This window comes from Bacillus sp. 05T31, from assembly GCF_056396725.1.
Window position 1 is genome coordinate 1 of the sequence record NZ_JBFTMA010000008.1, and the last position, 22,771, is coordinate 22,771.

The 22,771-nt window shown below is 34.9% G+C and carries 27 protein-coding genes, 1 pseudogene, 1 riboswitch and 1 other annotated feature; of the genes and pseudogenes, 18 read left to right on the forward strand and 10 right to left on the reverse strand.

Annotated features, from left to right (window positions below):
- A partial coding sequence (locus AC1DJR_RS01150) for a thiol-activated cytolysin family protein (RefSeq protein WP_477001867.1) occupies positions 1-1,284 on the forward strand: 1,284 nt, incomplete at its 5' end.
- Between the two features lie 51 nt (positions 1,285-1,335).
- Here the strand turns inward: AC1DJR_RS01150 and AC1DJR_RS01155 are convergent.
- The 3 genes and pseudogenes from AC1DJR_RS01155 to AC1DJR_RS01165 all read right to left on the reverse strand — a co-directional run bounded on the left by AC1DJR_RS01155 (position 1,336) and on the right by AC1DJR_RS01165 (position 3,649).
- Positions 1,336-2,459, reverse strand: a pseudogene (locus AC1DJR_RS01155) (purine/pyrimidine permease).
- Positions 2,460-2,586: 127 nt separating this feature from the next.
- Entirely contained in the window at positions 2,587-3,036 is a 450-nt protein-coding gene (gene cynS / locus AC1DJR_RS01160) for a cyanase (protein WP_477001868.1), read from the reverse strand.
- 31 nt (positions 3,037-3,067) lie between these two features.
- Complete coding sequence (locus tag AC1DJR_RS01165) at positions 3,068-3,649, reverse strand: beta-class carbonic anhydrase (protein ID WP_000926491.1); 582 nt, start codon at positions 3,647-3,649, stop codon at positions 3,068-3,070.
- 167 nt (positions 3,650-3,816) lie between these two features.
- Between AC1DJR_RS01165 and AC1DJR_RS01170 the strand changes: the two genes are divergently transcribed.
- The gene (locus AC1DJR_RS01170; RefSeq protein WP_477001869.1) at positions 3,817-4,248 is read left to right on the forward strand and encodes an Lrp/AsnC family transcriptional regulator; all 432 of its coding nucleotides are present in this window, start codon (positions 3,817-3,819) and stop codon (positions 4,246-4,248) included.
- 269 nt (positions 4,249-4,517) lie between these two features.
- Here AC1DJR_RS01170 and AC1DJR_RS01175 read toward each other — a convergent pair whose 3' ends face one another.
- Positions 4,518-5,483 carry a DUF4822 domain-containing protein gene (locus AC1DJR_RS01175; RefSeq protein WP_429686511.1) on the reverse strand — a complete coding sequence of 322 codons (966 nt, stop codon included), beginning with the start codon at positions 5,481-5,483 and terminating at the stop codon, positions 4,518-4,520.
- Between the two features lie 513 nt (positions 5,484-5,996).
- Between AC1DJR_RS01175 and AC1DJR_RS01180 the strand changes: the two genes are divergently transcribed.
- The 7 genes from AC1DJR_RS01180 to AC1DJR_RS01210 all read left to right on the forward strand — a co-directional run bounded on the left by AC1DJR_RS01180 (position 5,997) and on the right by AC1DJR_RS01210 (position 9,391).
- The gene (locus AC1DJR_RS01180; protein ID WP_429686470.1) at positions 5,997-6,959 is read left to right on the forward strand and encodes a nuclease-related domain-containing protein; all 963 of its coding nucleotides are present in this window, start codon (positions 5,997-5,999) and stop codon (positions 6,957-6,959) included.
- Between the two features lie 49 nt (positions 6,960-7,008).
- Positions 7,009-7,413, forward strand: coding sequence for a phosphate-starvation-inducible protein PsiE (gene psiE, locus AC1DJR_RS01185; RefSeq protein ID WP_002144945.1), 405 nt, complete (start codon positions 7,009-7,011; stop codon positions 7,411-7,413).
- A gap of 142 nt (positions 7,414-7,555) precedes the next feature.
- Positions 7,556-8,077 carry a spermidine N1-acetyltransferase gene (speG, locus tag AC1DJR_RS01190; protein WP_477001870.1) on the forward strand — a complete coding sequence of 174 codons (522 nt, stop codon included), beginning with the start codon at positions 7,556-7,558 and terminating at the stop codon, positions 8,075-8,077.
- Between the two features lie 158 nt (positions 8,078-8,235).
- A complete protein-coding gene (locus tag AC1DJR_RS01195) occupies positions 8,236-8,448 on the forward strand; it encodes a DUF3955 domain-containing protein (protein ID WP_429686469.1) in 213 nt (70 codons plus the stop codon).
- A gap of 27 nt (positions 8,449-8,475) precedes the next feature.
- Positions 8,476-8,955, forward strand: coding sequence for a DUF2975 domain-containing protein (locus AC1DJR_RS01200; protein WP_477001871.1), 480 nt, complete (start codon positions 8,476-8,478; stop codon positions 8,953-8,955).
- An 11-nt stretch (positions 8,956-8,966) separates the two neighbouring features.
- Entirely contained in the window at positions 8,967-9,179 is a 213-nt protein-coding gene (locus AC1DJR_RS01205; RefSeq protein WP_429686467.1) for a helix-turn-helix domain-containing protein, read from the forward strand.
- On the forward strand, positions 9,179-9,391 hold the full coding sequence (locus AC1DJR_RS01210) for a DUF3955 domain-containing protein (protein WP_429686466.1): 213 nt from the start codon (positions 9,179-9,181) through the stop codon (positions 9,389-9,391). Before AC1DJR_RS01205 ends, AC1DJR_RS01210 begins: the two co-directional genes overlap by 1 nt.
- Before the next feature lie 37 nt (positions 9,392-9,428).
- On the opposite strand, the gene AC1DJR_RS01215 is transcribed toward AC1DJR_RS01210, so the two are convergent.
- On the reverse strand, positions 9,429-9,707 hold the full coding sequence (locus AC1DJR_RS01215) for a hypothetical protein (RefSeq protein ID WP_429686465.1): 279 nt from the start codon (positions 9,705-9,707) through the stop codon (positions 9,429-9,431).
- 165 nt (positions 9,708-9,872) lie between these two features.
- Between AC1DJR_RS01215 and AC1DJR_RS01220 the strand changes: the two genes are divergently transcribed.
- Positions 9,873-10,112, forward strand: a complete 240-nt coding sequence (locus AC1DJR_RS01220; RefSeq protein ID WP_429686464.1) for a DUF3947 family protein — start codon at positions 9,873-9,875, stop codon at positions 10,110-10,112.
- Between the two features lie 27 nt (positions 10,113-10,139).
- On the opposite strand, the gene crcB (AC1DJR_RS01225) is transcribed toward AC1DJR_RS01220, so the two are convergent.
- Together crcB (AC1DJR_RS01225) and crcB (AC1DJR_RS01230) are read right to left on the reverse strand one after the other, a co-directional pair.
- Positions 10,140-10,496, reverse strand: a complete 357-nt coding sequence (gene crcB, locus AC1DJR_RS01225) for a fluoride efflux transporter CrcB (RefSeq protein WP_429686463.1) — start codon at positions 10,494-10,496, stop codon at positions 10,140-10,142.
- The gene (gene crcB, locus AC1DJR_RS01230; RefSeq protein ID WP_429686462.1) at positions 10,493-10,897 is read right to left on the reverse strand and encodes a fluoride efflux transporter CrcB; all 405 of its coding nucleotides are present in this window, start codon (positions 10,895-10,897) and stop codon (positions 10,493-10,495) included. The genes crcB (AC1DJR_RS01225) and crcB (AC1DJR_RS01230) overlap by 4 nt, the downstream gene beginning before the upstream one ends.
- A 54-nt stretch (positions 10,898-10,951) precedes the next feature.
- A riboswitch (Fluoride riboswitch) is annotated at positions 10,952-11,011 on the reverse strand.
- Positions 11,012-11,483: 472 nt separating this feature from the next.
- Between crcB (AC1DJR_RS01230) and AC1DJR_RS01235 the strand changes: the two genes are divergently transcribed.
- The 4 genes from AC1DJR_RS01235 (at position 11,484) to tyrS (ending at position 16,135) form a co-directional block, all read left to right on the forward strand.
- Positions 11,484-12,542, forward strand: a complete 1,059-nt coding sequence (locus AC1DJR_RS01235) for an endonuclease/exonuclease/phosphatase family protein (RefSeq protein ID WP_477001872.1) — start codon at positions 11,484-11,486, stop codon at positions 12,540-12,542.
- Positions 12,543-12,789: 247 nt separating this feature from the next.
- Complete coding sequence (locus tag AC1DJR_RS01240; protein WP_215554669.1) at positions 12,790-13,185, forward strand: SET domain-containing protein; 396 nt, start codon at positions 12,790-12,792, stop codon at positions 13,183-13,185.
- 388 nt (positions 13,186-13,573) lie between these two features.
- A complete protein-coding gene (murB, locus tag AC1DJR_RS01245; RefSeq protein WP_477001873.1) occupies positions 13,574-14,491 on the forward strand; it encodes a UDP-N-acetylmuramate dehydrogenase in 918 nt (305 codons plus the stop codon).
- A gap of 107 nt (positions 14,492-14,598) precedes the next feature.
- Positions 14,599-14,815: a binding site (T-box leader), on the forward strand.
- Between the two features lie 57 nt (positions 14,816-14,872).
- Positions 14,873-16,135 carry a tyrosine--tRNA ligase gene (gene tyrS, locus AC1DJR_RS01250; protein WP_477001874.1) on the forward strand — a complete coding sequence of 421 codons (1,263 nt, stop codon included), beginning with the start codon at positions 14,873-14,875 and terminating at the stop codon, positions 16,133-16,135.
- 264 nt (positions 16,136-16,399) lie between these two features.
- On the opposite strand, the gene AC1DJR_RS01255 is transcribed toward tyrS, so the two are convergent.
- From AC1DJR_RS01255 to AC1DJR_RS01265, 3 genes are all read right to left on the reverse strand, one after another.
- The gene (locus tag AC1DJR_RS01255; RefSeq protein ID WP_429686460.1) at positions 16,400-17,578 is read right to left on the reverse strand and encodes an NAD(P)/FAD-dependent oxidoreductase; all 1,179 of its coding nucleotides are present in this window, start codon (positions 17,576-17,578) and stop codon (positions 16,400-16,402) included.
- 44 nt (positions 17,579-17,622) lie between these two features.
- Positions 17,623-18,063 (reverse strand): DUF1641 domain-containing protein, encoded by a 441-nt coding sequence (locus tag AC1DJR_RS01260; protein WP_002016003.1) that lies wholly within the window; start codon positions 18,061-18,063, stop codon positions 17,623-17,625.
- A 430-nt stretch (positions 18,064-18,493) separates the two neighbouring features.
- Positions 18,494-18,841, reverse strand: coding sequence for a winged helix-turn-helix transcriptional regulator (locus tag AC1DJR_RS01265; protein ID WP_000760478.1), 348 nt, complete (start codon positions 18,839-18,841; stop codon positions 18,494-18,496).
- A 394-nt stretch (positions 18,842-19,235) separates the two neighbouring features.
- Between AC1DJR_RS01265 and AC1DJR_RS01270 the strand changes: the two genes are divergently transcribed.
- The 4 genes from AC1DJR_RS01270 to AC1DJR_RS01285 form a co-directional block, all read left to right on the forward strand.
- Complete coding sequence (locus AC1DJR_RS01270; protein WP_477001877.1) at positions 19,236-20,399, forward strand: MFS transporter; 1,164 nt, start codon at positions 19,236-19,238, stop codon at positions 20,397-20,399.
- 16 nt (positions 20,400-20,415) lie between these two features.
- Positions 20,416-21,255 carry an aldo/keto reductase gene (locus AC1DJR_RS01275; RefSeq protein WP_429686459.1) on the forward strand — a complete coding sequence of 280 codons (840 nt, stop codon included), beginning with the start codon at positions 20,416-20,418 and terminating at the stop codon, positions 21,253-21,255.
- Between the two features lie 123 nt (positions 21,256-21,378).
- Complete coding sequence (locus AC1DJR_RS01280; RefSeq protein ID WP_477001875.1) at positions 21,379-22,314, forward strand: thioester domain-containing protein; 936 nt, start codon at positions 21,379-21,381, stop codon at positions 22,312-22,314.
- 139 nt (positions 22,315-22,453) lie between these two features.
- Positions 22,454-22,771, forward strand: a 318-nt coding sequence (locus AC1DJR_RS01285; protein WP_477001876.1) for a DUF1361 domain-containing protein, incomplete at its 3' end; no start/stop codon positions are given.

The following is a 22,771-nucleotide window of genomic DNA, read 5'->3' on the forward strand; positions in this document are numbered from 1 at the left end:
GGTAAATTTGTAGTAGTTGAACGTGAGAAAAAATCACTTACAACTTCACCAGTCGATATTTCGATTATTGATTCTGTGGCTAATCGTACTTATCCAGGAGCCGTACAACTTGCAAATAAAGCTTTTGCAGATAATCAACCTAGTTTATTAGTGGCTAAGAGAAAACCTTTGAATATTAGTATAGACTTACCTGGCATGAGAAAAGAAAATACAATWACTGTTCMAAATCCWACATATGGTAATGTGTCTGGAGCAGTAGATGAWTYAGTATCTACTTGGAATGAAAAGTATTCWAMAACACATACGTTACCYGCAAGAATGCAGTATACAGAATCTATGGTTTATAGTAAATCACAAATMGCAAGTGCYCTTAAYGTTAACGCYAAATATCTTGATAAYRGKCTRAACATTGAYTTTAATGCGRTTGCAAATGGAGAGAAAAAAGTGATGGTAGCGGCATATAAGCAAATATTTTATACMGTAAGTGCTGAACTACCTAACAATCCATCCGATCTTTTTGATARTAGTGTTACTTTTGRTGAGTTAACTCGTAAAGGYGTAAGTAAKKCGGCYCCRCCTGTTATGGTSTCRAATGTAGCTTATGGTAGAACWGTTTATGTRAAATTAGAAACAACATCTAAGAGCAAAGATGTACAAGCTGCTTTTAAAGCCTTACTTAAGAATAACAGCGTYGAARCGARTGGACAGTACAAAGATATTTTTGAAGAAAGTACYTTTACTGCTGTAGTATTAGGCGGAGATGCRAAAGAGCATAACAAGGTTGTTACWAAAGATTTYAATGAAATMCGAAATATCATTAAAGATAATGCWGAATTAAGTCTTAAAAATCCAGCATACCCAATTTCATATACAAGTACTTTTTTAAAAGATAATKCAACTGCKGCTGTTCATAACAATACAGATTATATYGAGACKACAACTACAGAATATTCAAGTGCTAAAATGACRCTKGATCATTACGGTGCWTAYGTTGCKCAATTTGATGTATCTTGGGATGAATTCWCATWTGATCAAARTGGTAAAGAAGTACTAACACATAAAACWTGGGAWGGWAGYGGYARAGACAAAACKGCTCATTWCTCTACAGTYATMCCWCTTYCACCRAATTCAAAAAATRTAAAARTCGTAGCRAGAGAATGTACWGGTCTTGCATGGGAATGGTGGAGAACAATTATTAATGAACAAAATGTTCCATTAACAAATGAAATAAAAGTTTCAATTGGAGGAACAACATTATACCCAACTGCTAGTATTAGTCATTAGGTATAAAAAGGCGCCCTGTAAGCAGGGCGCTTTTTTACTTAGTCACAAATTTTACTCTTTCCAAAACTGTTCCAATAGAATGACAAGCATGGTACCCACAAGTAATCCATTACTTAAAACATATTGTAAGGAAGAAGATTAGCAATAGGACCTGGTAGCAAGGATATAAAGTTTACAATTGAAGGAATAAAAGAAATTCCTGCTAATATAAGACTTGCTATAAGGAACGACTTCACTTTTCTTTGTCCTGTTAGTTGAATAAATCCTGCTGATGCAGGTAATGGTACAATTCCAATTGTAGAAAACAACGACGAGATAATATGCGATATACCTCCGGCCCACACGCCGCGGTTCAGTATTTGCTTTTCATTTTCTTTAGATAACGGAGCCACTTGTTTTACAGCCGAAATAGCAGCGATTGTATTTGCAACTAAAAGAAATGTAAATAAAGTTGCAGTTAGAGCCATTCCAATATCTAATCTAGGTGTGCCCCAAGAAAATAGCTCTGGTAACTTAACTAACGGTGTGTGTGAAGGCATATGAGATGATTTTCCTAATACAGCATACAAAAGCCAACCACATGAAATTCCAAGTAACACAGCGTAACTTTTCATCCATCCGTTCCCTTTAATTGATAAGAAAGTAATAATGGCAAAAACAAAGAGCGCAATAGCAGCCGTTGTATAATCAGGATGAGTTACAGCTTCTTGTAATCCCATCATTCCTTTTAGTAACACACCACTAAGCTGAAGAGATAATATTAAAAGAAAAGTTCCTGTAACCAAGGGTGTAAATAAACGTAGAATTCGATGAACAAGCCCTGTTATACCAAGGATGAAGAGTAATATACCTGCAATAATTAATCCACCTTCTAAAAGTTGTAATACATCCTTTGCACTTTGTCCCTGATGCATAGCGACTTGTCCCAATATGACAAATATACTTACCCATGAGCCGGCTGGCCCATCCGCTATGGGATAGCGATGCCCAAACCATGCTTGTATAAATGAACTTACTCCTACAACTAAAAAAGTTCGTTGCATTAATGTTGAGATATCTTCTATTAATAAATGGAATATGCCACCAATAATGATAKGCAATGCAATTGCATTTGCTAATAAAAACACAAACCACTGTAGAATACTAAAGCTCGTATCGACGTATTTTTTATTCATATTATTCTCCCTTGTATAAAAAGAATCTCATAGTAAAAATCCACCCTTTCTACACAGCTAGATTAAAAAGGATGGATTTTGTAAATCTATAAAATTACTTTAATTATATAGATAGATTTTTAATTAATTACCATGTACGGAACGGTAAGAATTTCCCGTTAAGTGTAATCACGATACGAGGGTCGCCACCTTTTGGATCTTCTTGTGTGTCCACAYCTAGATTGAAGTTAATTGCACTCATTACACCTTCGCCAGCTTTTTCTAGAATTAATTCTCTAAGAGTTGGTGCGTATTGTAACATCATTTCATATAATCGATATAAGATTGGGTCAGTAGGAGGCATTTGCATTACTTGACCTCTAAGTGGAACTACTGTTAATGCTTGAACTACTTCTTCATCTAATTCTAATAGTTTACCGATTTTTTCTGCTTCTGGACGTGTCATTGTAGCTTGTCCTAATAACGCTGTTACAACCCAAGTCTCAGAGTTTTCACTTACTTTTGAAATTTCTTCCCATGTTAAACCTTTTGCAATTTTTGCTTCCATAATTTTTTGCGTAGCTTCTTGTCTATTCATATCTAATAACTTCCCTTCATTTAAGTAATAATTAATTTTTCATACCATTTAATGCTTTATATCCATCAACTATTAAATCTAATTTACCTGTGTGAGGATCAATAACTAAACCATGTACAGGAACATCTTTTGGAATAAGTGGATGATTTCTTACTAAATCAACATTAGCTTGAGTTGAACCGTTGACATCATCGAATCCAAATAACCATTTTTCAAGGTCAACACCAGCATATTCAATCGCTGATAAAATTTCTGGTGAAGCTACTCCACGATCTAATATTTTTTGAAGTGTTCCTTTTGGATTAGTTTGGCTCGCACCACATCTTTGGTGTCCGATAAGGAAGATTTCATCTGCATTTAGATCATATACTGATGCGACAACACTTTGCATAACACTATCGAAAGCAGAGGCAATTTTACCACCTGCATTTCTGATAACTTTTGCATCACCATCGTGTATATCTAAAGCTTTTGGAAGTAGCTCAATTAAACGAGCGTCCATGCAAGAAACAACAACCATACGTTTTTTAGGCATTTTTGTCGCTTCACGAGGAGCGTATTCTTTATTTTCTACAAATTGTTCATTGAACGATAAAATCTCTTGTAATAACATATTTGTAACCTCCTTTAAATCTAGATGTATTTTTTTGTTGCGTCCTCTGTGTTATAAGTAAATATAACTGATAAACAATGTGATGTAAGAGGATAAACTAAGTATAGTGAATTGTATCGACAAGCAGAATAAGTTGGCGAAACACTTTCTGGCTTTCTACTTTCACGATGAAAGGATTGGTTTATATCATTGATCAAATAGATTTTGAGATACTGAAATTATTAGGAGAAAACTCAAGAATACAATGGAAAGAACTTGGTCAAAAAATACATATGACGGGGCAGGCTGTAGGAAATCGAATTCGAAGATTAGAGGATTTAGGGATTATTGAACAATATACAATCGCAATAAACCGAATCAAATTAGGACAAGTAGTGACTGCATTTGTTACTTTATTCGTAACAACAGCTAATCATCAAGAGTTTATGAATTTCTTTCAAAAAGAAGAAGGGATTTCTGAAGTAGACCGTATAAGCGGTGAGGGGTGTTATTTATTAAAAACACATTTTGCTTCTAATGAAGAATTGGATAACTTTCTGGGGCGACTATTAAAGTATGGGAATTATCGTGTTAACTTATCAATAGGAAAGTTAAAATAAGATTTCTTTTTTTGAGGTTATAGTAACATTATTTGCTAAACCTTATTTGTATAGAGATAATAAAATTTTCATCTTAAATAGTCGGAGCCTTACTACAATTTATGTGTAGTAAGGCTTTTTAAAGCTGTTAAAAAAATGAGAGATATTATATTCAACAATCGTGCTGAATTGTTGAGGGGGATATAAGACAATTTTTTTCAAGGGAATCATAAATGATTTTTCTTTAAAAAAATCCTGCAGCTCAGTACAGGATTTGTAATCAAACGTTTTTAAAAGCTAAATTGTGGTTTTATATCACCTTTATAAGGCTCATGTTCAACGAATATAGTTATGTCTTTACCCGCTTGGTCTTTACCAGTTCTTTTATACGTAAATTTCTTATTATTCAGTTCAGTAAGTTCAAGAGCCGCACCATATTTATTATTTCCAATTGAAACATGAGCTCTTATTTTATTTTCATGTACAACATCGAAGTAGCCATAATCACCGCGGCTTTGACCTGTTTCGCTATTGAAGAACTCGTATTTATTAGACTTGTCATCAAATTTTGCTAGACTTATAAAATTCGAATTAAACTGCGTTACATCATTACCGGCTTCATCTAATACCTTTGTTCCATGCCAAAGGGTTCCGCCTAAAATTTTATCTCCATCCACGTTTTTAACGATATCACCTGTAGTAGAGTTTAGCTGCTTATCCGGATCCGTGAAAGAAAGCTCTTTTTCTTTATATGGAACATGTTCAACGAAAACTTCTACATCTTTACCGTTAGCATCTTTCCCCATTCTTTTATAGGTAAATACATTTTTATTTAGCTTTGTCATGTCAACAACAGCTTGATACTTCATTGATTCTGAAATTAATATTCTTTTCTTCCCATCATTTGTGACAAAGAAAGTTCCTTTATCGCCACGGCTTGCACCAGTCTTAGCATCAAAAAATTCATATCTTCCTGACTTCGCATCATATTTTGCAAGGCCAATGAAGTTTGCATTCTCTTTTGTTAAGTCATTTTTATCTTTGTCATATACTCCTGTACCTTGCCAATTTGTACTACTAAGAATGTTAGCCATTTTTTGGCCTTTCGTTAACTTATTTTCCTTTTGTGTCTCTTTAGCAGCTTGTTCTTGTTTCGGTTTATTATGATTTTCTGCAGCATTATTATCAGCACAACCTGTTAATACTAATGTAAATCCGAGTAACATTGATGACAGTGCTTTTGTTTTTTTGTTTATTTTTTATCGTCTCCTCATTGTATGATTTTTGTGTTATTCACATGGTTTTAAGTAGTACGGTTTGCGATTATAGTAGCAGTTCGTCCTTCTGAATTTTTGTTATATGAAAAAATTTAGGTTGAATCGATGAACTTAGTTATTACGTTTATTATGTTAATCCCCGAGTATAAACTGCCTCTAAATAAATCATTAAAAAAAGATAAACTAATTCCTAAAATTTTTTCATATTTATAAAAAGGACTTTTATGTACGGTGAATGTTAATCTCTCATTTTGAAAATGACGTAATCAAAATGGGTGATTAACATTATGATTACAGTGCAATTTTTGATGTGATGCTATACTGTGTATAGGCTTTTGATGTGTGTGTCGTTTTTTGTCGGTAAGTCGATATATTTCGAAAATCGCTGATATATTTGGAGTTGCGCCGATATATTTCGAAAATCGCCGATATAATTTGAGTTGCGCTGATAWAWTTGAAAAATCGCTGATATATTTTGGAAGGGGGATAAAAATGATTGTGAAAGAACGGAAAATGCCCGTATATTTACTCCAGTTAGACGCTCTCCTTAGAAGATTGCCTACCCATCATCCAAAAAGGAATATGGTGGCTGAAAATCTAGCGAAATTTATGGCTGGTTATAAAGGAGAGCAGGCGATTGAATATCCGCTTAGTTTTCTATCCGAAACAGAATACAGTATTTTACATGATATTAGGTTGTTTGATCAGAAACATTATTTCCAAATTGATACCCTCATAGTTTCATCCTGTTTTCTTCTTTTTCTTGAAATAAAAAATATACTTGGTACATTAATCTTTGATGCAAAGTTTAATCAGCTCATTCGAATGGCAGATGGTATTTCCGAAGAAGGTTTCCCAGATCCGATTTTACAAATGAAACGGCAAGAGATGCAGTTGAGAAAATGGCTGAGTTTGCATGATATATATAATATCCCGATTGAATCCCTCGTTGTAATTAGTTCACCTCGTACAATTATTAAAACTTCAGATGAAATACTTTCTGGCAAAATTATCCACGGCGCAAATTTACCTAGTAGAATCAAACAAATTGAAAATCAATATAAAGAAGAAGCAATTGGCAATATAAATGGACTTATAGATCAAATTATGAATGGACATTCTCCGCAGCGACAAAATATTCTTACACAATATAAAATTAAAAAGGAGGAATTGCTCAGGGGAGTACAGTGTGAGGAATGTTTTACAATGGCAATGTTAAAAGAAAAACAGGGATGGCGTTGCTCAAACTGTAATAGTATGTCTAAACATGCTCATTTACGTGCTTTACAAGATTACACACTTCTGATTGGTATGATAACTACTAATAGCAAATTGAGGGACTTTCTTAATATGCAATCTAGCTCTGCAGTTAAAAGACTCCTCCAAACAATGAATATCCCCTACACAGGGGAAAATAAAGGACGAATATATGATTTAACTTTTTTCCAATCATAATTTTGCTATAATAAATACGTACTTATACGAAGGGGAGTTCAAAGAGAAAATGAAGTCATTTAATATCGATCATCTTATAGCTAGTGTTTTGCAGTGGATATTAAATATAGCTCTAATCATATTATCCATTGTCTTATCTATCTTTTTAATTAATGAGACGATTACTTTTATTCAATACATATTTTCGGCGAAGAAGTATACATCTTATAAATTAGTTGAAAGTATTATCGTCTATTTCTTATACTTCGAGTTCATCGCATTAATTATTAAGTATTTTAAATCGAATTATCATTTTCCGTTACGTTATTTTATTTATATCGGAATTACGGCATTAATTCGATTAATTATTGTATCTCATGAGGAACCGATGGAGACGTTATTATATGCGGGATCTATTCTTGTTTTAGTCATTGCTTTATACATATCGAATATGAGAGATTTGAGAAAAGAGTAGTAGTGCAGACATAAGTTTGTACTATTTTTTTACGCCTTGACCTTCAAGTTACTTGAAAGTTTACAATGTGATTAGGGCGTTTAAAATCGAAAAAAATTGAGAAATTAAGTGAAGAGGTTAATTTTACTTGGAGGTTATAGAAATGAGTCAGGAATTAAAGTTACGTCCTTTAGAACGGGAAGATTTAAAGTTCGTGCACGAACTTAATAATAACGCACATATTATGTCTTATTGGTTTGAAGAGCCGTATGAGGCATTTGTGGAGTTGCAGGATTTATATGATAAACATATACATGATCAAAGTGAGCGCCGATTTATCGTTGAGAAAGATAATGAGATGGTTGGATTGGTCGAATTAGTAGAAATCGATTATATTCATCGTAGAACTGAATTCCAAATTATTATTGATCCGAGTTACCAAGGTTACGGTTATGCAGCTGATGCGACGCGTTTAGCGATGGATTATGCTTTTTCCGTATTAAATATGCATAAAATATATTTAGTTGTCGATAAAGAGAATGAAAAAGCTGTACACGTTTATAAAAAGGTCGGATTTATAGTAGAAGGTGAGYTKCAAGATGAGTTCTTTGTTGATGGAAACTACCATAATGCGATAAGAATGTGCATGTTCCAGAAGGAATATTTTAGAGTGAAGAGGTTATAGATAATGACTATCTATAGTCTTTTTTTTTGTTGTTTTAAATAACAACTATTTATCGTAAAACGATAAATAGTTGTTGACTTATAATATAGAGAAGTCTATTATGAGGGTAGCAAAAGGAATGCAAATAAATTAATTGTGAAATTAAAGGAGAATATATTATGAAAAATAAATTTTTATTGGCTATCGTACTAATATCATTAGGATGTACTTGTTTATTAATACAAGGTACAACTAGTAAAGTGGCGGATAATGGTTTGCTTGTAGAACCGTTCTTTTTCCTAGTACCAATAAGTTATTTACTATTCTTTAGTGGTATTGGTGTGTTGCTATTTGGATTTATTGCTTCAAAGTTGAAAAACAGCAATAGATAAATGATGTTAGTTYAGGAGKTKATTTTTGTGAAACAAAACGAATTGTCATTATGGTTAAAGTTAATTATCATTCTTTGCGGATGTTTTGGTTTATTGTTCTGCATATATATTGGGCCAGAAACGGGAAGAGCGGTATTRTTAGTTTCARAAAATTTGAAGGGACTATATAAGCCATTYGTACTGTTCATTTGGATCACAGGAATTCCGTTTTTTAGCGCTTTATTTTTAGGATGGAAATTATGTTCAGATATTGCCTCAGACAAAGCTTTTACTGTAAAAAATGCGAATCGATTAAAGAGGATTAGTATTTTATCGATGACTGAAGGTGTTTTATATATCGGAGCATTACTATATATTTTCGCAGCTGGAAGTTATCATACAAGCGTTTTAGTTATTCTATTACTTATTTTATTCTTCTCGGTCGTTATATCTATTTTTACTTCCTTACTTTCTCATTTAATTAGAAAAGCAAGTGAAATAAAAGATGATAATGACTTAACGATTTGAGGTGCTATGTTATGACGATTGTAGTAAATCTTGATGTAATGTTAGCGAAAAGAAAAATGAGTGTGACAGTGCTATCTGAGAAATTAGGAATTACAATGGCGAATGTCTCGATATTAAAAAATGGAAAAGCAAAAGCAATTAAATTCTCAACTTTAGAGAAGATATGTGAAGCTTTAGAGTGTCAGCCAGGTGATATTTTAGAGTATAAAAAGGAGGAGTTATGATGAAGCAAAAGTATTTATTGGCTTCTAGTCCGATATTTTTAGGAGTGTTATGTATAATTATGTTTAATATAATTGGTTCTGAAGTGAAGCCGGATGGAACTTTAGTGGAACCATTTTTCTTAATTCCATTAGCTTATTTATTTGTTTTTACTGGAATTATTGCGATTTTGTTCGTGGCTATTTTCTCGATGTTTCGAAAAAAGAAAGCATGATAAAGTGAAAAGACCGTATTTTTACGGTCTTTTCACTTTAGTATGGAGTAGGAAGTGGAGAACCTGGTGGTCTCCACCAAGATTCAACGGTTTTCCAAGCCGTATTATAATCGTAGCCTCTTCCAAGTAAGTAGCCGATAGCGACAGCTTCAGTTAATGCGTGTTGATAGCCGAGATGGGCAGCTTCATGTAATCCGTGAGAAACAGCAGGGGTAATTATAGCGAGCGTTTGTTGTTTAAGTGGATTCTGGGGATGCCAATGTTGATCTCGATAATAATTATCTTGAGTAAAAGGTTGTTGTTCGTAGAAACTCATATTTTCACTCCTTTTCATATATTTGTGGGCATTTATATACTCTATGAAGGTGTTTTATGTATGGGTTGGGCTAAAAACATGTTTTATGTAAATTTAAAACACTTGCATCGTATGTAAACATAACATGTAAACGGAATTCATTCTGTATAAAAAGTGAGCTGAATAATGATGAACCATTATTTTCACACTGGAAGACAAGTAGGACCAGCGATTACATTGGCTGGGGCACAGATGACAGTTCAGGCAGTGCATCAGGCTATTCAAATGCAACAACAAGCACAAGCAGCGCAAATGATGCAGAGCCAGTATATGTCGTATTCACAGCCTCCGATGCAAATTGTACATTATGATGTGTATCCAGTTGGTTTATTTTCAATTTCGTATGGCGGGACATACTTTTTATGAAAGAAAGCGACTATAAGAGTCGCTTTTTTATATTCCACCTAACTTCATCCCAAGGAATGCGAAGATGATACCAATCATATAATTCGCGCTTAAATATAGAAATAGTACGCCAAAGTTTTTGCGGTTGAAAAGTTGAATAGATTCTAATTTAAACGTTGAAAATGTAGTGAAGGCGCCCATAAATCCTGTGCCTAATAATAATTGCCAACTTGTAGTTATCCCTTTGCCAATTATATATCCGAGTAAAAATGCTCCCGTTATATTAATGAGGAATGTAGCAATCGGAAATGAAGTTTTGTTTCTTTCTTTAAACCAATTACTAATTGCAAATCGTGTAATGGCACCGAAGAATCCTCCTGTTGCTACTAATAAAGCGTTAATCATGATATTTCACCTTCCTCGAGGTGTTTTTGTAGTAAAAAATCTCCAAGTTTATAGCCAAGCTCAGACATAATTAGACCGCCTAGCATACTGCATGATACATATAAAAATGCGATACCAAAATGTGAATGATTGATTAACTGTATGGTTTCTACGCTGAATGTTGAAAATGTCGTAAATGAACCGATAAACCCGGTGCCAATCCCTGTAATAACTTCGGAAGATAAGATGTTTAACCGAGCGATATAGGTGGTTAGCAAAGCAAGTAAGAAACAACCAATTAAGTTAATTGTTAATGTAGCAAATGGGAATGAATGATGCCAAAGCGTATCGATAGTAAGACCTAAATAATAACGAGAAAGAGCTCCTAATATACCGGCTATGCCAACAATAATATATTTCAATTTCTTCACCCCTCTAACAGTTTACTCAAAAAAAATAGACTCCTACCAGTAGTCAAACTGGTAGGAGTCATTAGCTAAATAGCAGTTATGGCGAACTCCATCGCCTATAAGTTCCATTTATCCCGCATTAACAGGCAGTAAAGCTCCCACCTCAAAATTCAGCTGGAGCAAAGAAGTTAGGTGGGAGTCGGGCTGCCYGTAAAYGCCCGATTGGTGMRGGCTRATAATCAGTGGGGGATGAACAAAACYCCCACTGATTAAAGTTTCACTTTATAGTGTACTAAATATTATTTTGGATTGCCAATAAATATGTTAATGAAAAGTGCGAAAAGTAGGATCTGTATATTTTTTGAAGTTGCAATTTCTCTGTTGTGGATTGTGATTGCTTTACAGTCTTGCCTTCTTAAATGTTATGATTGAATTTCAAGATAATTGCAGTGAGAGATACAACGATTATTTATTAGCTAAATATAATGATATGAAGTTTTCTTTATGGTAAAATATTTCTTGTGTCTTTAATCCACTTTCATTTAACTGAAAATACAGAAAAATAAAATGTTATTTTACAAAAAAGGAGCCATGTGTTTTGAAGAAATTTTTAAAAATAGTATTAATATTTATTTTAATAATAGCTGGTATTCTAGGTGGCTTTTTAGCTTATATGACACTTACAAAAGAGCAGCCAGCGAATGTTTTAGACGTAAAGGTTGAAAATAATAAAGAGCGTGTATTGCAGCAAGGAAATGAATTTAAAGTTACAACATTTAATATTGGGTATGCTGGATTAGATAAGGATCAAGACTTCTTTATGGATGGTGGAAAAGGCTCTGGCTCGAGTAGTAAGGAGCAAACTGAGATTAATTTGAAAAATATGCTTTCRTTTTTACAAAATGAGAATAGYGATTTTGCGYTATTRCAAGAARTWGATATAAAATCCCACCGATCATTTGATGTAAATGRGCATGAGTTTYTRAAGCGAGGAYTAYCWGAKTATGCWTCTTCGTTYGGAAAGAACTATGATACAAARTGGGTTCCTGTCCCAGTCACGAAACCGATGGGATATGCTGAGGGAGGATTAAGTACATTTTCTAAATACGCAGTTCAAACAGCAACGAGGTTCCAACTACCAGGAATGGAGCCTTGGCCRAAGCGTTTATTCGATTTAGATCGAGCGATTGTTGAACATAAAATYCCTGTTAATAATGGGAARTWTGTTAGRCTCGTAAAYKTACATYTRTCTGCTTATGATGAAGGTGGAAAAATAAGAAAGCAACAAGTGGAATATTTAAAAAAATATATGAACAAGTGTTATCAAAACGGTGATTACGTAATATTAGGTGGAGATTGGAACCAGTTACTTTCTAATGTCCAATTAAGTGATCCTAAGTTTGTAAAAGAGCGTCCTGAATGGCTAGTAGAGCTACCAACGGACTTTGCGGATGGAGGATTTCAATGGGCTGTAGATCCATCTGTGATGACGGTAAGGGATGATGTGAAGAAGTATGTGGAAGGTGAAAACTTTGTCACTATTATTGATGGCTTTATCGTTTCGCCGAATGTAGAGATTGTAAATGTACAAGGCAAAGATTTAAAATTTGAAAATAGTGATCACAACCCAGTGAGCGCGGTATTTAAATTGAAGTAATTGATACGTATAAGTGTAGAAAGTGGGGCCTTATAGAATATCTTAAAGGGTGTCACATGCGGTTAATTAGCAAGCGGAGTCGTTAAAGAATATTTTAGAAAAACAATTTCACTTTAAAAGAGCGCAAATGATGTGCTCTTTTGCATTTAAACGACCACTTGGTAGGAATTTAATTGCTTTTCTCCGCGATTTCTGCCAAGCTTAAGGAGAAAAATACTTCGAAGAAAGAAATATATAGGTGACGCATATGATTGAAGTTAAGACTTCTGAACTTAGTGATGGAGAATTTAATAGAGGTGTATTTGCAACTCGTGATATTAAAAAGGGTGAGTTGATACACTCAGCACCAGTTATCTCTTATCCGAATGAACAGCATGAACACATTGAGAAAACGTTACTTGCTGACTACGCATTTGAGTATGGGGTAAATCATACGGCATTCCTTTTAGGATACGGCATGTTATTTAATCATTCATATAAGCCGAATGCAACGTATGATATTGTCTTTGAGAATCATACGTTTAACTTCTTTGCTTTCAAAGATATAAAAGCGGGAGAAGAGATTCTAATCAATTATAATGGTGAAGTTGATGACGATGAGCTATTATGGTTTGATAAGGAAAAAGAAGAGAACGAAAAATAATTTAAAGAGTATAGAAAGGGCGCATTCTGTGGGATGTGCTCTTTTTTTATTGATGAAAACAAAGTAAAGATTACAAAAAAATACCACTTTWYTTTCGTATGGTATAGTAAGATAYTGAAGGRTAKTGYTTTGAAAAAAACTATATATTTTACAAATTGTTGTCTWTMTGRTKAYATGTCAAGTTTAGTAGCCCATTTGGGTTGCTTTATTATGCGATATATATTTTAATATGAGTGGAACCTCTTATAATTTAAGAGGTTTATAGGTGTGCTTTATGTACACTGTATTCACCACGTTAGCTGTTGTTTTGTAATGCATTTTTATGTGGGGATATTATGGACCCGTATATAGCGGGATAAAAAGATTATAGAAATAGAGGAATCGTAARATGAATATGCACGAGGTTTATAAATATTTAAGTACAGTATTGCCTGAAGGTCATGTGAAGCAAGATGAAATGTTAAAGAATCATACGCATATTAAAGTGGGCGGGAAAGCGGATGTGTTCGTTTCTCCTACGAATTATGATGAAATTCAAGAAGTTATAAAGTATGCGAATCAATACAATATTCCAGTTACGTTTTTAGGAAACGGCTCTAATGTTATTATTAAAGACGGTGGTCTGCGCGGGATTACAGTAAGTTTAATTCATATTACAAATGTTACTGTAACAGGGACAGCGATTGTTGCGGGGTGTGGTGCAGCAATTATTGATGTGTCACGAATTGCATTAGATCACTGTTTAACAGGACTTGAGTTTGCTTGTGGTATACCAGGTTCAGTTGGCGGAGCGTTATATATGAATGCTGGTGCATATGGCGGTGAGGTTGCATATGTGCTAACAGAAGCTGTCGTAATGACAGGTGATGGAGAGCTACGTACTTTAACGAAAGATGCATTTGAATTTGGATATCGTAAGAGTGTATTTGCGAACAATCATTACATTATTCTTGAAGCGAGGTTTGAACTTGAAGAAGGTGTACGTGAAGAGATTAAGGAAAAGATGGATGATTTAACGTATAAGCGTGAATCAAAACAACCTTTAGAGTATCCTTCATGTGGCAGTGTATTTAAGCGTCCACCAAATAATTTTGCGGGTAAGCTTATTCAGGAATCAGGACTRCAAGGTAAGCGAATTGGCGGAGTKGAAGTTTCTKTAAAACACGCTGGATTTATGGTGAATGTTGATAACGGAACWGCACAAGATTAYATYGATTTAATTCAYTTYGTACAAAMRACTGTTGAAGARAAATTYGGYGTGAARTTAGAGMGAGAAGTAAGGATTATCGGAGAAGATCTACAGTAATCTTTGAATAAAAAACGTATAAAAGTATGAATTATTTCGAAATAACATTTGGGTATTGTTGACAATTTGATTTGGATTCAATATAATGGCTAATAATTTAACAAATAAAATATACGTTGAAAGAGCCCAGTAGCAGTTTGTCACTGTTATTAAAGAGAGCTAGGGATTGCTGGAACCTAGCACAAACAAACTTGYGAATTACACTCTGGAGTATCTTAGGTAACGCTAAGCGGAYTRGCAATCGATATTATTGCTAAGAGTGGTATGARTAGCTATGCTATTTATGCAAACTGGGTGGTAACACGGTGAATAATCGTCCCTATGTCTATTGTAGACATAGGGGCTTTTTTGTTTTCAAAAAAATAAAGGGGATGACAAAAGATGAATATTATTGATGAATTAGAATGGCGCGGTGCTGTGAATCAGCAGACAGATGAAGAAGGTTTACGTAAGTTAGTAGAAGAGAAAAAGATTTCACTATACTGCGGAGTTGATCCGACTGGTGATAGTATGCATATCGGACATTTGATTCCGTTTATGATGATGAAGAGATTCCARTTAGCTGGYCATCATCCRGTTATTTTAATTGGCGGGGCAACAGGAACAATTGGTGATCCRAGYGGACGTCAATCAGARCGTCAACTKCAAACKTTAGAAGTSGTKCAGCATAATGTRGATGCGTTAACAGCRCAAATGAAAAAGCTATTTGACTTTGGCGGGAATAGCGAAGTGAAGATGGTAAATAACTATGACTGGACACATAAAATAAACATTATCGAGTTTTTACGTGATTACGGAAAAAACTTTAGCATAAATAGCATGTTAGCGAAAGATATTGTCGCAAGTCGTTTAGATACAGGGATTTCTTTCACAGAATTCACGTACCAAATCTTGCAAGCGATGGATTTYCATCATTTATACACRAAAGAAGATGTTCAAYTGCAAATTGGTGGTAGTGAYCAATGGGGAAATATTACGAGTGGTTTAGATTTAATTCGTAAGTTAGAAGGKCAYGAAGCGAAAGTATTCGGAYTAACRATTCCRTTATTATTRAAATCWGATGGTACGAAGTTTGGTAAATCWGCAGGTGGTGCKRTTTGGCTTGATCCGGAAAAGACAACACCGTTTGAATTTTACCAGTTCTGGGTGAATACAGATGACCGTGATGTAATTAAATACTTGAAATACTTTACGTTCTTAACGAAAGAGCGAATTGATGAATTAGCAGCGAAGGTAGAAACAGAGCCTCATAAACGTGAAGCACAAAAAGTATTAGCGGAAGAAATGACGAAATTCGTTCATGGAGAAGAAGCATTTTTACAGGCAGTGAAAATTACAGCAGCGTTATTTAGCGGAGATATTAAGTCGTTAACAGCTGATGAAATTGAACAAGGCTTTAAAGAGATGCCGACATTCCAATCTTCAAAAGAGACGAAAAATATCGTAGAGTGGCTAGTTGATTTAGGAATTGAACCTTCTAGACGTCAAGCGCGTGAAGATATTAATAATGGGGCTATATCTATGAATGGTGAAAAAGTAACGGATGTCAGTAGGGATGTTACTGTAGAAAATTCATTTGATGGACGATTCATCATTATTCGTAAAGGGAAAAAGAACTACAGCTTAGTGGAATTAGGAGAATAGTTCTTGTGAAAAAGCGGAAGTAGGGAAGATATCTACTTCCGCTCTTTTCATATACACAATTTCGACATAAAAAAGTCAGTATATTTTGATAATTAAAGAGGTTATATTATTCTTTTGTCGAATAAATAAGTTAGAGAAAATTACGGATAAAGTGAAACTTTAATCAGTGGGGGGTTTTGTTCATCCCCACTGATTATCAGCCCGCAAATAGCGGGATAAAAATAGCCCGAACCATGCAGGGCATGATTCGGGCTTATATTCAGATTAGTATGCTAAGCTGAATAGACCTTTAATGTGTGATAAGTAACGAACGTTACTTGCTTCTTTCATTAATGATGCTGGTAAACCTTTAAGTGGAGTATTGCTTGCTCCGATTGTAGCAACAGCATCTTTACGTCCTAGACTAGCAAGTGTTCCAGAGTTGATAGGTGCGAACTCTTCGAATGCTTTGCCTTCTAGTGCTGCGTATAAGTTGTATCCAATTAACTCACCCATTTGCCAAGCGATTTGTGCAGTTGGTGGGTATGGACGACCGTCTGGAGAGAAGACAACAGCGCTGTCTCCAGCAACGAATACGTCTTTGTGAGAAGTAGATTGTAGATGTGCATCAACAGTTGCACGACCGCGGTTTACTTCAAGACCTGATTCACCAATTAATGGATTACCTTGTACGCCGCCTGTCCAAACGAATGTGTTAGCAACGATTTTTTGACCGTCTTTTAAGTCGATTTCATTACCAGCAACGTTTGTTACAGGAAGACCTGTTAAGAATGTAACACCGCGTGCTTCTAAGCTAGCAGTTGCACGTTCGATTAAGTGGTCTGGTAATACTGGAAGGATTTTTGGACCTGCTTCAACAAGAAGAAGTTTAACTTCTTTTGGATTTACGCCATGGCTTTTTGCAAGTTTAGGCATAATGTCAGCAAGCTCACCAACTAGCTCAACGCCAGTTAATCCGCCACCACCGATTACGATTGTAGCATCAGCTTCGTTTTTCGTTTTAGCGTATTCACGAATACGGTCTTCAACGTGTTTGTAGATTTTGTTTGCATCAGCAGCAGATTTTAATACCATGCTGTTTTCTTCTAGTCCTGGAATACCGAAGTAAGCAGTTTTACTTCCTAAAGCAACTACAAGTGCATCGTAAGATAGCGTAGTACCACCAGCTAGTTTGATTTCTTTGCTATCAACTGAGAATGACTCAACTGTTGCAATTTTAAGATCGATGTCTTTACCTTTGAAAAGCTTTGTAAGTGGCATTGCAATTGCTTCCTCAGCAACGTTACCAGCTGCAAGGCGGTGTAGTTCAGTGATGATTTGGTGCGTTGGGTATTGGTTAATCACTGTAACTTGTGCTTCTGATTTGCTGTAATATTTACGTACGTTTAAAGCGGCAAGAAGACCGCCATAACCAGCGCCTAAGATGACAATTTGTTTTGACATAGTATGATATCCCCCGTCTTTACTAATTGTTGTTATAAGTTAAATTATTTATTGTTACGTTCTGCACTAATTTGAAGGTATGCGTTCACAAARCGGAACATTTTTTGTGCTTGTGGGTCTTTTAGTAATTTTAATAGACCGAACAGGCCGATAACTTCGTTGCTTTCATCAGCACGATCTTTCGCTTCGATAGCAGTTGCAGCCATGCTTTTCACTGTATCTTTTACAGGTTCTACAAGCTCTGTGATTGCACTAACAGTGTCGCTTTTTAATACTTCATCAGTAGCAACAGTTTGAGCGAAGTCATAAGACTTAGTTAAAATGTTAACAAGCTCAGTTAATTTTGGAAGCTGTTCCACTAGTGTTGTTAATGATTCTTGTACCTCAGGTTTTAACAACTGATCAAGTACATCAAGTTGTCCTTGGCTAGCAGAAATTTGTACAGTTTCTTGTTCTGGCTTTGTTTGAGTCATAGTTTCTGGCATCTCCAATTCTCCTTTACGATAGCAATACTCTTATTTTTGATAGATAAGATAGTAAACACTTGCGAAACTTTATACAAAGTTTCACAAAGCACAATAAAATGCCTTTAAATTTATGACAGCAAGTAAGCTGAAATCATAAATCCAAAACCATAATGTCCTACCTATTATTTATGAACTGTCCGATACATGGCTTGTCCGCATAATGGAAAGTTCCCTTATCGGAAAGTGTATATAATATATATCCTATATTATATACTATATACACGTATGTTAACATAAAAATGATTCCTAATTATTTGATATTGATTCTGTAACCTAGTACTGACAAGGCATGAAAGCGCATAAATTATTTTATCTATCTTAAAAATGTACATATATATAAAGAAAAAAAGGAGGAAATGGACAAATTTATGTTCATTTTTTCCTTTTTTTATTGTTCACCTTCTGTAATTAGCATTGATGTGTTACCGCTTTTTTCAAGGTGGCATTCGCCCCAAGTACAAAGAGAATCAAGAATGGATTCTAAAGACCAACCGTAGTCTGTAAGAGAATATTCTACTTTCGGTGGTACTTGATTGTATACCTTTCTTTGAATAACTCCGTCTTCTTCTAATTCGCGTAATTGCTGTGTTAACATCTTTTGTGTAATACCAGGCATGAGACGTTTTAATTCACTCGTTCTCTTTGTACCTTTCGTTAAGTGGCAAAGAATAACGACTTTCCATTTTCCGCCGATAACCTCTAAAGTCGCTTCAACGGGAATATTATATTTCTTCATATGAAAATCTCCTTTGATGAATGTAGATTTCAGTTCTCCAACAAAAGAAGCCAAATAATTTAAATGTTACTAAAAAGTACCTATAGCACTTTAAAGTACGTACTTTTTATCRTGTTGAATATGTTYCATAATAGCATACGTAAGAGGGAAATGAGTAGTACGGTACTAAAAAGTGCCTATGTTACTTTTKGGTACCTATCGTACTTTAAAGTGCGTTCTTCAAAAAAAGAGTGAAGCCATTCATAATAGCATWTATCAGCAGTAAMRTTATTTTTGTAGAAGATAAAAAGGCCTTTTTATCAMACTATTATGATTGGATTACTCGCATTAAGGAGGAGTTCAATTGAATTCATATGCAGTATCATCTTCGGCTGTTCAGACGAATCGAAGAAGTATGTTTGCTTTATTAGCGCTAGCAATTAGTGCATTTGGAATTGGTACAACCGAGTTTATTAGTGTCGGTTTATTACCATCTATTTCGGAAGATTTACATGTTTCTGTTACAACAGCGGGCTTAACCGTTTCTTTATACGCGTTAGGAGTAGCATTCGGTGCTCCTGTTTTAACTTCGCTAACTGCTAGTATGTCGCGAAAAACATTATTAATGTGGATTATGATTGTCTTTATTATCGGTAATGGGATTGCAGCGGTAGCAACAAGTTTTACTGTGTTACTTATCGCGAGGGTTGTCTCTGCGTTTGCACATGGCGTTTTTATGTCGATCGGATCCACAATTGCGGCTGCACTTGTACCAGAGAATAAACGTGCTAGTGCAATAGCATTTATGTTTACTGGTTTAACCGTTGCGACGATTACAGGTGTACCAATTGGAACGTTTATTGGTCAACAATTTGGCTGGAGAGCATCTTTTATGGTGATTGTGGTCATTGGAATTGTTGCCTTAGTCGCAAACAGCATGTTAATTCCGTCTAACTTAAAAAAGGGTACACGAGTAKCATTTCGTGATCAATTCAAACTTATCACGAACGGAAGACTCTTACTTGTTTTCGTCATTACTGCATTAGGATACGGAGGAACATTCGTAACATTTACGTATTTATCTCCGCTATTACAAGAAGTAACAGGATTTAAAWCGAGTACCGTTACAATCATTTTATTAGTGTAYGGGATTGCAATTGCGATTGGGAATATGATTGGCGGGAAATTATCGAATCATAATCCAATTCGAGCACTATTTTACATGTTCTTTGTTCAAGCAATTGTATTATTCGTACTAACATTTACAGCACCGTTTCAAGTAGCAGGGCTTATCACAATTATTTTTATGGGGCTATTCGCGTTTATGAATGTTCCAGGACTACAAGTGTATGTCGTTATATTGGCTGAGCGTTTCGTGCCGAGTGCCGTTGATATCGCATCAGCAATGAATATTGCAGCATTTAACGCAGGGATTGCCCTCGGTGCTTATTTAGGCGGCATTGTAACGAACTCGTTAGGATTAATTCATACAGCTTGGGTAGGCGGTATTATGGTAGTAGGCGCTGTTATTTTAACAGCTTGGAGTATGAACTTAGAAAAAAGAGATCAAGCAAAATAAAGGAGAGAAAAATATAATGAAAAATTTACAAAGTAAAACAACATTGCATAACGGTATGGAAATGCCTTGGTTCGGTTTAGGTGTATTTAAAGTAGAAGATGGACCGGAACTTGTAGAGGCTGTGAAAGTAGCCATTAAAGAAGGATACCGTAGCATTGATACAGCTGCGATTTATGGAAATGAAAAAGCAGTTGGAGAAGGCATTCGCGCTGGTATAAAAGAAGCAGGAATTTCTCGAGAAGATTTATTCATCACTTCAAAAGTGTGGAACGCAGATCAAGGATATGAAACGACACTTGCTGCATACGAAGAGAGCTTAAAAAAATTAGAACTAGATTATTTAGATTTATATCTTGTCCATTGGCCTGTTGAAGGGAAATATAAAGATTCGTGGAGAGCGTTAGAAACACTTTATAAAGAAGAACGCGTGCGTGCAATTGGCGTAAGTAACTTCCAAATCCATCATCTGAAAGATGTAATGGAAGGTGCGGAAATTAAGCCGATGATTAACCAAGTMGARTATCACCCGCGTTTAACGCAGAAAGAACTACAAGCTTTCTGTAAAGAACAAGGAATCCAAATGGAAGCATGGTCACCACTTATGCAAGGGCAATTATTAGATAAYGAAACTTTACAAGAAGTTGCTGATAAGTACGGTAAAACAACAGCGCAGATTATTTTACGTTGGGATCTTCAAAATGAAGTTGTAACGATTCCGAAATCAACGAAAGAACAGCGTATTATTGCGAATGCTAATATATTCGACTTCGAATTAACAAAAGAAGATATGGAAAAGATTGATGCTTTAAATCAGAACCACCGCGTTGGTCCAGATCCTGATAAYTTTGATTTCTAATAGAGGTAAGTTCAAAGGGTGCAAAAAAGTTTGCACTCTTTTTTGTTTTGTCTATGCATAAAAAACTTTTCTAACTAAATAATACATAGTAGTAAATTTGTTATTTTATAAGGGGTTGTAGACATGAATATAAAACGATCGTTCAAGCTAATGGCCGCTTTTTTGAGTGTTTTATTTGTATTTGCGAACTTATTATTCCCACTTCAAAAGGCATCCGCAGAGGTTATGGATCACACGAAGTATCAAATGGATTGGAGTTATAGTAAGTCAAAGAAAAAACCAATTCGAACAGAGCTTATTAAAACAGCGGATGGAAAAATTGCTTTTTGCTTAAATGTAGATTTAAAATCGCCAAGTGGTCAAGATTTACCTGAAATGGGTAAAGTAGATATTAACGTGTACCGTGTACTATTAAACGGGTATCCGCAGAAGAGCCCACAAGAATTAGGTGTTTCCGATTGGAGAGAGGCACATTACGCAACGCAGCTTGCGGTGTGGAATGCGTTAAAACAAATTGATATTAACGATTTAGATTTCCGTAATAAAAATGTAGAAAAAGTMACGAAAGMTATAGTTGMAAAAGCMARYGCTAGTGARGAGYTACAAGAAATTACGATGAGTGTAACTCCTACAGAAGAACAAGAAGCAGTATTAAAAAATGATTTCTTTGAAACAGGTTTATATACAGTAGAAACAAATGCGAAAAGTGGAACGTATAAAGTACAAGCTACAGGTGCACCAGAAGGCGCGAAGTTCGTAAATGAAAAAGGTGAAGCGAAAACCGAATTTAATGTTGGAGAGAAGTTCCGCATTTTAATTCCGAAACAAACGCCAGCAGGTGGATTTAGCTTTAAAGTATCAGGGGATTTAACGAAATTACAAGGAATTGCACATAAAGGCACACCAACAATTCAAAATGCGGTTGTATTACTTGAGCGTAGTGAAGAAAAAACAAGTCCAGAGTTATCGGTAAGTTGGAAAAAATCAAAAGGACCACAAACACCAAATAAGCCGTATACTMCAAATGAACCGCATAAACCGAATCAAATTAAAAGATAGTGGAAAAAGCATTGGCGTTTGCCAGTGCTTTTTTATTTGCTTACATTTTTGTAAGCATGCTGTAATGTATTTAGATTATACTTTTTGAAACGTGCTGTTAGAATGGAGAAACAATAAACAGTTTGTAAGGAGGTAGGGTATGAATGAACGTTTAAAAGCACGAATTAGTTTTTTTATTTACATAGCTGTTTTAATCATATTTGATGTGAAATACTCGTTTATGATTTTGAATATATTTCTTGCTTTTGCTGCACTAGAACTTTCTTTTTTATTACCACTTTTTAAAGTGAAACAGAAAAGCGAAATACTAGTAAGTAGTCTGTTTTATATTATTTTTATACTACTATCACCAAATGTGTTCTATGTAGTAACGGATTTGATTCATCTAAATATATATCAGTTTAACTATAAAAAAGGATTAGTACTTGAAGAGTGGAAAAACTTCTTCGTATTAACA

Bases quoted from the DNA above. Each gene is read 5' to 3' on its own strand.
- AC1DJR_RS01165 (WP_000926491.1), bottom strand. From the start codon at position 3,649: ATGTTATTACAAGAGATTTTATCGTTCAATGAACAATTTGTAGAAAAT.
- AC1DJR_RS01170 (WP_477001869.1), top strand. From the start codon at position 3,817: ATGAAAGGATTGGTTTATATCATTGATCAAATAGATTTTGAGATACTG.
- AC1DJR_RS01180 (WP_429686470.1), top strand. From the start codon at position 5,997: ATGATTGTGAAAGAACGGAAAATGCCCGTATATTTACTCCAGTTAGAC.
- psiE (WP_002144945.1), top strand. From the start codon at position 7,009: ATGAAGTCATTTAATATCGATCATCTTATAGCTAGTGTTTTGCAGTGG.
- AC1DJR_RS01195 (WP_429686469.1), top strand. From the start codon at position 8,236: ATGAAAAATAAATTTTTATTGGCTATCGTACTAATATCATTAGGATGT.
- AC1DJR_RS01205 (WP_429686467.1), top strand. From the start codon at position 8,967: ATGACGATTGTAGTAAATCTTGATGTAATGTTAGCGAAAAGAAAAATG.
- AC1DJR_RS01210 (WP_429686466.1), top strand. From the start codon at position 9,179: ATGAAGCAAAAGTATTTATTGGCTTCTAGTCCGATATTTTTAGGAGTG.
- AC1DJR_RS01215 (WP_429686465.1), bottom strand. From the start codon at position 9,707: ATGAGTTTCTACGAACAACAACCTTTTACTCAAGATAATTATTATCGA.
- AC1DJR_RS01220 (WP_429686464.1), top strand. From the start codon at position 9,873: ATGATGAACCATTATTTTCACACTGGAAGACAAGTAGGACCAGCGATT.
- crcB (WP_429686463.1), bottom strand. From the start codon at position 10,496: ATGATTAACGCTTTATTAGTAGCAACAGGAGGATTCTTCGGTGCCATT.
- AC1DJR_RS01240 (WP_215554669.1), top strand. From the start codon at position 12,790: ATGATTGAAGTTAAGACTTCTGAACTTAGTGATGGAGAATTTAATAGA.
- AC1DJR_RS01255 (WP_429686460.1), bottom strand. From the start codon at position 17,578: ATGTCAAAACAAATTGTCATCTTAGGCGCTGGTTATGGCGGTCTTCTT.
- AC1DJR_RS01265 (WP_000760478.1), bottom strand. From the start codon at position 18,841: ATGAAGAAATATAATATTCCCGTTGAAGCGACTTTAGAGGTTATCGGC.